7 protein-coding genes are annotated in these 9115 nt (G+C 64.7%); 5 read left to right on the plus strand and 2 right to left on the minus strand.

Annotated elements, in window-relative coordinates; translation table 11 throughout:
- Positions 1–175: 175 nt before the first annotated feature.
- Entirely contained in the window at positions 176–1963 is a 1788-nt protein-coding gene (locus tag J0I79_RS01060; protein WP_292854555.1) for an NAD(P)/FAD-dependent oxidoreductase, read from the minus strand.
- Between the two features lie 209 nt (positions 1964–2172).
- Entirely contained in the window at positions 2173–3102 is a 930-nt protein-coding gene (locus J0I79_RS01065) for a MurR/RpiR family transcriptional regulator (protein WP_292854558.1), read from the minus strand.
- Positions 3103–3415: 313 nt separating this feature from the next.
- On the opposite strand from J0I79_RS01065, the gene J0I79_RS01070 reads away from it, so the two are divergent.
- From J0I79_RS01070 to J0I79_RS01090, 5 genes are all read left to right on the plus strand, one after another.
- On the plus strand, positions 3416–4246 hold the full coding sequence (locus tag J0I79_RS01070; protein ID WP_292854561.1) for an ABC transporter ATP-binding protein: 831 nt from the start codon (positions 3416–3418) through the stop codon (positions 4244–4246).
- Positions 4243–5085 (plus strand): ABC transporter permease, encoded by an 843-nt coding sequence (locus J0I79_RS01075; RefSeq protein ID WP_292854564.1) that lies wholly within the window; start codon positions 4243–4245, stop codon positions 5083–5085. The genes J0I79_RS01070 and J0I79_RS01075 overlap by 4 nt, the downstream gene beginning before the upstream one ends.
- Before the next feature lie 76 nt (positions 5086–5161).
- A complete protein-coding gene (locus tag J0I79_RS01080; RefSeq protein WP_292854567.1) occupies positions 5162–6325 on the plus strand; it encodes an ABC transporter substrate-binding protein in 1164 nt (387 codons plus the stop codon).
- Between the two features lie 140 nt (positions 6326–6465).
- Positions 6466–7557 carry a Gfo/Idh/MocA family oxidoreductase gene (locus J0I79_RS01085; RefSeq protein ID WP_292854570.1) on the plus strand — a complete coding sequence of 364 codons (1092 nt, stop codon included), beginning with the start codon at positions 6466–6468 and terminating at the stop codon, positions 7555–7557.
- A gap of 179 nt (positions 7558–7736) precedes the next feature.
- Positions 7737–9115: amidase (locus tag J0I79_RS01090; protein ID WP_292854572.1), on the plus strand; the 1379-nt coding region annotated here is incomplete at its 3' end.

A 9115-nucleotide genomic window follows, 5' to 3' on the forward strand; every position in this document is an offset into this window, starting at 1 on the left:
TGGACGTAGCCACGAGTAATCGCCCCCCTCGAGGGGGAGATGGCCGGCAGGCCAGAGGGGGTCGGTTCGACCGGATGCAGCCTCCTTGCGGCGCAGCAAGGCTAGCGCTTCACGCGCGGCGACCCCCTCTGTCGCCTTCGGCGACATCTCACCCTCGAGGGGGGAGATTACGCTCTTAGGCCGAATTGCTCACCGGCCGATAGACCGGCGTATCGATGCCTTCCATGCGGGCCTTGATCTGCAGCGCCACGTATTTCGAGTAGAAGCGTGACAGCGCGAGGTTGCCGCCATGGAACCACAGCGCTTCCTGCGCGGTCGGCTTCCACATGTTGCGCAACTCGCCCTGCCAGGGGCCTGGGTCGCCCTTGACGCCGGAGCCGAGGCCCCAGCACGGGCCGACCTTGTCGGCAACCTCGCGCGAGACGAGTGCCGCGACATTCTCGTTCATGGACTGATAGCCGGTGCAGGCAATGATGGCGTCGGCTTCAAGCTCGCTGCCGTCCTCGAACAGGATGCCCTTTTCCGTCAGCGCCTTGATCGGCACGCCGCTGCGGATGCCGACCTTGCCGTCGATGATCAGGTCGGAGGCGCCGACATCGATGTAATAGCCCGAGCCTGTACGGTAGGCCTTCATCAGCAGGCCGGTCTCGTCGTCCCCGAAATCGAGGGCGAAGCCCGACGCCGCGAGACGCTCATAGAAATCGGCGTCGCGCGCGCGGATGACATCGTAGAGCGCCCGCTGGCCCTTGGGCACCAGCGCGAAGGGCGTCGAGGCGACGATCATGTCGGCCTTCTCGGTGGTGATGCCGCGCGCCAGCGCGTCCTCCGAGAAGATCTCGAAGCCGACCTGCATCAGCGTGTCCGACTTGACCACCGTGGTCGGCGAACGCTGGATCATGGTGACGTCGGCTCCGCTTTCCCAGAGATCGACGCAGACATCGTGGCCCGAGCTTGCCGCACCGATGACGGCGACCTTTTTCCCGCGATACTTCTCGCCGCTCGCATACTGGCTGGAGTGCAGCAATTCGCCCTTGAACCGGTCGGCGCCCTCCAGATCGATCCGACGCGGCGGGCCATAGGCGCCGGTGGCGAAGACGATGTGCTTGGGCTTCAGCGTGATCTGCCGGCCGACACGGTCGACAACCACGGTCCAGACCTTTTCCTTGTCGTCATAGGAGGCGCTGAGGCACCTGGTGGCGACCCAGTAATTGAGCTCCATGACGCGCGTGTACATTTCCAGCCAGTCGCCCATCTTGTCCTTGGGCGTGAAAACAGGCCAGTTGTCCGGGAATGGAATGTAGGGCAGATGGTCGTACCAGACCGGATCGTGCAGCACGAGCGTGCGGTAGCGGTTGCGCCAGGAATCGCCCGGCCGCGCATTCTTCTCGATGACGATTGTGGGAACGCCCAGCTGCCTCAACCGCGCGCCCAGCATGATGCCGCCCTGGCCGCCGCCGATGACCAGGCAATAGGGCTGCTCTGAAGCGCCGAGGTCGCGCGCCTCGCGCGCCCGGGCTTCCGACCAGGTCTCGCGCGCGGGATCGGCCTTGTGGCGCACGCCGAGCGGCCGCGCCGGCCCCTTGCGCTCCTCGAATCCTTTCAGGTCCGTCATAGCCGTGAACAGTGTCCGGCATCGACCGTCGCGCAGGCGCATGATGCCCTGCCCCCAGGCTGTCGCCGTCTCGAAGGTGAACCAGGCCTCGATGGTGCCCTCGTCCGAGGTCGCTTCGCCGGTGATCCGCCATGAGCCGGGCTTTGTCGTTGCCAGCGTCGATCCGAGCATGCCGGCGATGGCGTCGCGGCCTTCCATAGTGGTGATGTTCCAGGTGAAGGTCAGAAGATCGCGCCAGTAGCAGTCGTCGACGAACAGGCTGGCGGCACCGGCCGCATCGCCGGTTTCGAGCGCGTGCGAAAAGGACGCGAGCCATGCGGCCGCCTGTTTCGTTGGTGCCATGTCGAGCATTTCGTCTCTTCCCCTCTTGTCGTTTCACATTGGCGCCGACGCCGACCCCTTCTCCCCTTGTGGGAGAAGGTGGCCTCGCGCAGCGAGGTCGGATGAGGGGTGTTCCAGGGAACACCAACGCCTCACCTCGCTGGAACACTCCTCATCCGTCTCGGCGCTAAAGCGCCGATCCACCTTCTCCCACAAGGGGAGAAGGAAGAACCGCATTATCAATCCCCTAACGGCTCCATTTCCTTTCCCGTGCGGTGGATCTGGGCGTTGTACTTGATGCGGCGCACCGTTTCGCGCGCCGAGCCGTCGAGCTTGTAGGCCGAAGCGACCGCCAAGAGGTCGATCATTGCCAGGAAGGCATAGCGCGAGGCCGTCGGCTTCAGCGTGTCGGGATATTCGGGCACGGCGACCGCCAGCCTGACGTCGCAGGCGCGCGCGAGTTCGGTGTCGGGCGCGGTCACGGCGATGGCGCCGGCGCGGTAGTGCTTGGCGAGCTCGACGGCCTCGATCACCTCGCGCGTGCGCCCGGTCGCCGAAATGGCGATCACCAGGTCGCCGGGCTTCAGCGTCGAGGCGGTCATGCGCATCAGATAGGGATCGCACTGGGCGCTGACCGTGATGCCGTAGCGGAACAGCCGGTACTGGGTCTCCTGCGCCAGCGCGGACGAGCTGCCGCCGAGGCCGAAGACGGTGACCTGGCGGGCGCGTGCGATCAGTTCGGCGGCCTTCTCCAGTTCACCCGGATCGAGCTGCCGCTCGGCTTCCTGCAGCGCCCGGCGCGCCTCGCCGAACACGGCGTTCCAGTATGGCATGCCGGCGTCGCCCTGCCTGCCCGGCGAGGTGTCCAGATAAAGCGCGCCGACGACGAGGCTCTGCGCCAGCTTCAGCTTGAAGTCGCGCACACCCTCGCAGCCGATGGCGCGGCAGAACCGCGTCACCGTCGGCTCGCTCACTCCGGCGCGCTGGGCAAGTGCTGCGTTGGAAGCGTCGACGGCGTATTTGACGTCGTCGAGCACGACATCGGCGACGCGGCGCTCGGCCGGGCGCAATTCCGGGTAGGAATCCTTGACCAGCGAGATGATGTCGGGAATGCGCCTGATATCGCGCCCTTCCGGTTCGCTGCCCTCGCGGCTGTCAGCTTCGGTCATGAGGTCGATCTTCCCTGCCCTGTTCGACCCGACCTCTTACCATGTTTGCACGCTGCCGTTCCATCTAGCCGGCCCCGCTGCAACCGCTGCGTGCCGCAAGGGAATGCCGATACTCCGAGGTCCGAGTATGTAGGAAAGCAACACGCAATTCAAGGTCGTATAATCGTTTTAAAAACAACAGGATATGCTAAAGGCAAGATTTTCCTGATAAGCGTACCACCACGAACGCTTGACAGCAAAGTAGGATAGTTACAGACTGATTTTCAACAAGTCTGATGACCATTGGATCATCACGCAAATCTCCGAGGGGCGGATGAACGCGGGCGAGACAACAGCGCCGAAGCTTGGCGTGCAGGCGGCGACCAAGATCTATCACACGGCATCTGGCGACCTCTTGGCGCTGGACCGCTGCAGTCTCGACATCAGGGCCAGTGAGATCGTTTCGATCGTCGGCCCGTCCGGCTGCGGCAAGACCACGCTTTTATGGTCGATGTCGGGCCTGCACAGCCTGACCGGTGGCGAGATCCTGCTCGACGGCAAGAAGATCACCGGGCCGCATCCCGACATCGGCATCGTCTTCCAGGAAGCGAACCTTCTGCCGTGGCGCAATCTCGACGCCAACATCCGCTTCCCGTTCGAGATCAAGGGCGAGAAGCCGGACCGCGCCTGGATCGCGCATCTCCTGAACCGCGTCGGCCTCGACGGCTTCGGCGGCAAGTTCCCGCGCGAGCTTTCGGGCGGTATGCAGCAGCGCGCCGCGATCGTGCGGGCGCTGGCGCTGAAGCCGTCCGTGCTGCTGATGGACGAGCCGTTCGGCGCGCTGGACTCCTTTACCCGCGAGGAAATGAACCGTCTGGTCGAGGAAATCTGGCTCGACACCAAGACCACCATCGTCTTCATCACTCACTCGATCGAGGAGGCGATCTTCCTCTCCGACCGCGTGGTGGTGCTCAGCGCACGGCCGGGCCGGGTCGCCAAGGAATACCGGGTGCCGTTCCCGCGCCCTCGTTCGCTGGAGATCATGGCGACGCGCGAGGTGTTCGACCTCACCAACAAGATCAAGATGGATATTGTCGGCGAGCGCGCCACCGCGAAGCCGGAACAGCAGCGCCCAAGCGCCGAGATCGTGAGGATCAGGCCATGAGCGACGCCATTCCGGAATTCTCGAAGGCCAAATCCGGTGATGGGCAGGATGTCAGTCTGACCAATCTCTCCGCCTTCGCCAGCGGCCCCGGCATCAAGTCGGGCAAGGAGGTCGCTGCCATCCTCGCGGTGGCGGTGATCATTATCGGCGGCATAGAGCTGGCATTGCGGCTGTTCCACGTGCCGCTCTACATCATGCCGCCGCCGAGCTCGATCGTTCAGGCGCTGTTCGAGGAGTTCCCGCTCATCGCGCCGCATCTCGGCTATACGCTGGTCGAGCTGGTGTCGGGCTTCGCCATCGGCGCGGCCGTCGGCCTGGTGCTGGCCGCCGTCATCACCCAGTTCCCATTCGCGGAAAAGATCGTCGCGCCCTACATCCTGCTGCTGGTCACCACGCCGATGCTGGCGCTGGTGCCGCTGCTCATCCTGCGCTTCGGCTTCGGCTACACGCCGCGCATCATCGCGGTGGCGCTGGCTGCCGGGCCGATGGTGATGATCAACGCCGCCACCGGCTTTCGCCGCGTCGACAGCGCCAAGATCGCGCTGGCGCGTTCCTACGGCGCCAGCACCTTGCAGATCTTCTGGAAGATCCGCGCGCCGATGGCGCTGCCGATGATCCTGGTCGGGCTGATGATCGGCGCGATTTTCGGGCTGCTCACGGCGGTCGGCGCCGAGATGGTCGGCGGCGGCTTCGGCCTCGGCAACCGGCTGACGACGTACTCGTCGATGATCCAGATGCCGCAATTCTTCGCCGTGGTGCTGATCCTGTCGATGCTCGGCATCCTGATCTACGTGCTGTTCTTCCTGATCGGCAAGAAATGGGCGAGCTGGGAGGCTTGAGAACAAGGATTTGAGCAACGCCCGGGAGGCGGGCGGCACGGCAAGACACTGACGTCAAAACAAAAAGGGGAAGACCATGACCAAAGACAATTTCATGCGACAGGCGGGAATAAGCCGCCGCTATTTCCTTCAGGTGACCGGCGCCGGACTTGTGACGGCGACCGCACTCGGCGCAACCGGCCTCAAGGCGAAGGCGGCGGCCTACGGAAAATTCACCTGGATCTCGCCGCGCGGCACGCTCGAAGTGCTCGACGACTATCCCTATTGGGCGGCCAAGAAGGCCGGCTATTTCGACGGGCTCGACACCGACATGCAGCCGGGCCCATCGGACGGCACGGCGACGGTGAAGTTCGTCGATATCGGGCAGGCCGATATGGGCTTCCCGTCGCCCGGCGTGTTCTCCTTCGCCATCCAGAACGGCATGAAGCTGAAGTCGGTGTTCCACATGGGCGCGCGCGACACGTTCTCCATCGCCTTCCGCAAAGGCGAAGGATCGAACGACCTGAAGAAGCTCGAAGGCAAGACCATCCTGCTCGGCTCCGCCGCCTGGCAGGCGATCACCGATCCGCTGCTCGCCGCGCAAGGCGTCGATATCAAGAAGGTCAAATATGTCGAGGCCGGCTGGCCGACCTGGGGCACCGCCCTTGCCGGCGGCCAGGGCGACGCGGCGCTGTCCTGGGAGGGGCTGCGCGCCGAATGGATCGCCAAGGGGCTCGACTTCGAATACTGGCTGGGTGTCGAACATTCCAAGCTGCCGGCCAACACCTTCGTGGTGCGCACCGCCGACCTCGAGGATGCCGACAAGAAGGCGTTCCTGGAAAAGTACCTGCGCGGCTGGGCGATGGGGCTCGAATTCGGCTACCAGAACCCTCGCGCGGCGGTCGAGGCGGTGTTCGAACAGTTCCCGACTCTGGCCAAGAATCTCGGTCCCGAACTCGGCACCACCTCCATCCTGCAGCAGATCAACGTCTTCCGTGGCGACATGGACAAGCGCGGCGGCTGGGGCTCGCACGACATGGCGAGCTGGCAGGGCTTCTTCGACGAGATCCATAAGATCGGCCAGATCACCAGCCCGGTGAAGGCCGAGGATGTCTGCACCAACGACCTTATCGCGGCGGCCAACGACTTCGACAAGGCCAAGGTCAAGGCCGACGCCGACGGCGCCAAACTGTCGGAAGGGTTTGCCGCGCTCGATGTCGAGAAGATCAAGGCGCACCTGTTCGATTCGGCGGTGAAGTAGCGCCATTGCGGCCGGCGTCTTTCTCCCCGTCTCTATACGGGGAGAAATGCCCGGTAGGGCAATGAGGGGCGGCGCAAACTTGATGTGATTACCGGCGGCGCGTTGCCGCCGACAGTTCAATCAAAATTCGGGAGGCTGAGATGGCCGACAAGGTAAAAGTGCTGGTGGTGGGTCTCGGCAATATGGGGGCGTCGCATGCCAGCGCCTATCATCGCTCGGAAGGGTTCGAGATCGTCGGCATCATGAGCCGCTCGATCAAGAGCAGCAAGAAAATCCCGGCCGAGCTTTCCGGCTACCCGCTCTACGAGGATTTCGATCTGGCGCTGAAGGAGACCAGGCCTGACGCCGTCTCCATCAACAGCTGGCCCAACACCCATGCCGAATACGCGCTGAAGGCTATCGCCGCCAACTGCCATGTGTTCATGGAAAAGCCGCTCGCCACCAACATCGAGGACGCCGAGAAGGTGGTGGCCGCCGCGCGGGCGAAGAACCGCAAGCTGGTGCTCGGCTATATCCTGCGCGTCCATCCGTCCTGGATGAAGTTCATCGAGGTCGGCAAGACGCTCGGCAAGCCGCTGGTGATGCGGCTCAACCTCAACCAGCAGAGCAGCGGCAGCGCCTGGCACTGGCACAAGAACCTGATCGATTCGCTGATCCCGATCGTCGACTGTGGCGTCCACTATGTCGACGTCATGTGCCAGCTGACCGGCGCAAGGCCGGTGCGCGTGCACGGTATCGGAGCCAAGCTCTGGGCGGAGGCGGACAAGCAGAATTACGGCCACCTGCATGTCACCTTCGATGACGGTTCGGTCGGCTGGTACGAGGCCGGCTGGGGGCCGATGATGAGCGAGACGGCTTACTTCGTGAAGGATGTGGTCGGTCCGAAGGGTGCTGTCTCGATCGTCGCCGGCCAGGGCGCGGGCGACGCCAAGGATGCCGAGGAGGTTTCGGATTCGGCCGATATCGACCGGCACACCAAGACCGACGCGCTGAAGATCCATTATGCCGCCGTCGACGGCGACAAGAACTTTTCGAAGCCCGACGAGATCGTCAGCATGGAAGACGAGCCCGGCCACCAGGAGCTGTGCGACCGCGAGCAGGCTTTCTTCCTGCGCGCCATCCGCGAGGATCTCGACCTGACCGAGCAGATGGATGCGGCCGTCAACAGCCTGCGCATCGTGCTGGCCGCCGAGCAGAGCATCGCGCTCGGCCGGACCGTCGAGCTGGCCTGAGGTCGCGCCGGCCCCCTCATCCGGCCGCTTCGCGGCCACCTTCTCCCCGTGGGGAGAAGAGGTTGACGCCGGCGCCAACAATCTCCTCTCCCCGCCGGGGAGAGGTCAGCCGAGCGAAGCGGAGGCTGGGTGAGGGTGAGTCTCTTGGCCGGCTGCCCGATCATTCAAGGGAGAGAGACATGGTCACCGACAGTCTGCTGAAAACCTATACCGAGTCCGATGCGCTGGGGCTCTCCGACCTTGTGCATCGGGGCGAGGTTTCGCCTGCGGAGCTGACCGAGGCGGCGATCACCGTCATCGAAAGCGTGAACCCCGCGCTCAACGCTGTCATCCATCGCCTTTACGACATGGCGCGCGCGCAGGCAGGCACCGTCGACAAATCGGCGCCCTTCGCCGGCGTGCCGTTCCTGCTTAAGGAGCTTGCCTCTTCCTGGACGGGCGCGCCCAACACCAATTCCTCCGTCTACCTCAAGGATGTCGTCGCCGACTTCGATACCGAAGTGGTCCGCCGCATGAAGAAGGCGGGACTGGTGCTGGTCGGCAAGTCGAATGCGCCCGAAAATGGCTGGTCGATCACGACGGAGCCCAAGCTCTACGGCACGACGAAGAACCCATGGAAGGAAGGCATCACGCCCGGCGGCTCGAGCGGCGGTGCCGCCGCGGCCATCGCCTCGCGCATGGTGCCGATCGCGGAAGCCAGCGACGGCGCCGGCTCGATCCGGATACCCGCCTCCTGCTGCGGCATTGTCGGGCTGAAGCCGTCACGCGGCCGCGTCAGCCTCGCGCCGTTCGGCGACTACTGGTATGGTGGCGCCTACTTTCTCTGCTGTTCGCGCAGCGTGCGCGACACCGCGGCCTATCTCGACGCGGTCGCCGGCGCGCTGCCGGGCGATCCCTACACGCCGCCGGTGCCGGACGCCTCCTGGCTCAGCCTGTCGGCCAAGGCGCCGAAGAAGCTGCGCATCGGCTTCACCGTCACGCCGCCCAACGGCACGGCCACGGACCCGGAGGTGAAGGCAGCGGTGCTGGCCACCGTGGCTACGCTCGAAAGCCTCGGCCATCATGTCGAGGAGCACGACATGCCGCTCGACGCCAACGGCGTGTGGGCGACCTACACCAACATGACCTGCGTGCAGACGGCGGCGACCTTCGACTACCTGGAAACGGTGATCGGCCGGCCGGTGACGCCTGATGACGTCGAGGCGGTGACATGGGCGATCATCGAGCGCGGCCGCGCCACCAGCGGCACCAGGCACATCTCCGATGTCGAGCAGCTGCGGCAGGTCGGCCGCGACATCGTCGGCGATCTCGACGGCTACGATCTCTTCGTCACCCCGACGCTGACGCAATTGCCGCGCCCGTTCGGCTTCTACGACATGTCGGAGACCGATATCGACCGCTACAACGCCAAATGGACGGACGCGGTCTTCGCCTTCCCCTTCAACATCTCCGGCCAGCCGGCGATCTCGCTGCCGCTGGGATGGTCGAAGGGCGGTGTGCCGATCGGCGTCCAGCTCGTCGGCCGCTACGGCGACGAGGCGACGGTGCTGGCGGCGTC

Origin of the sequence: Mesorhizobium sp. (assembly GCF_017306585.1) — a bacterium.
Lineage (GTDB): Bacteria > Pseudomonadota > Alphaproteobacteria > Rhizobiales > Rhizobiaceae > Mesorhizobium.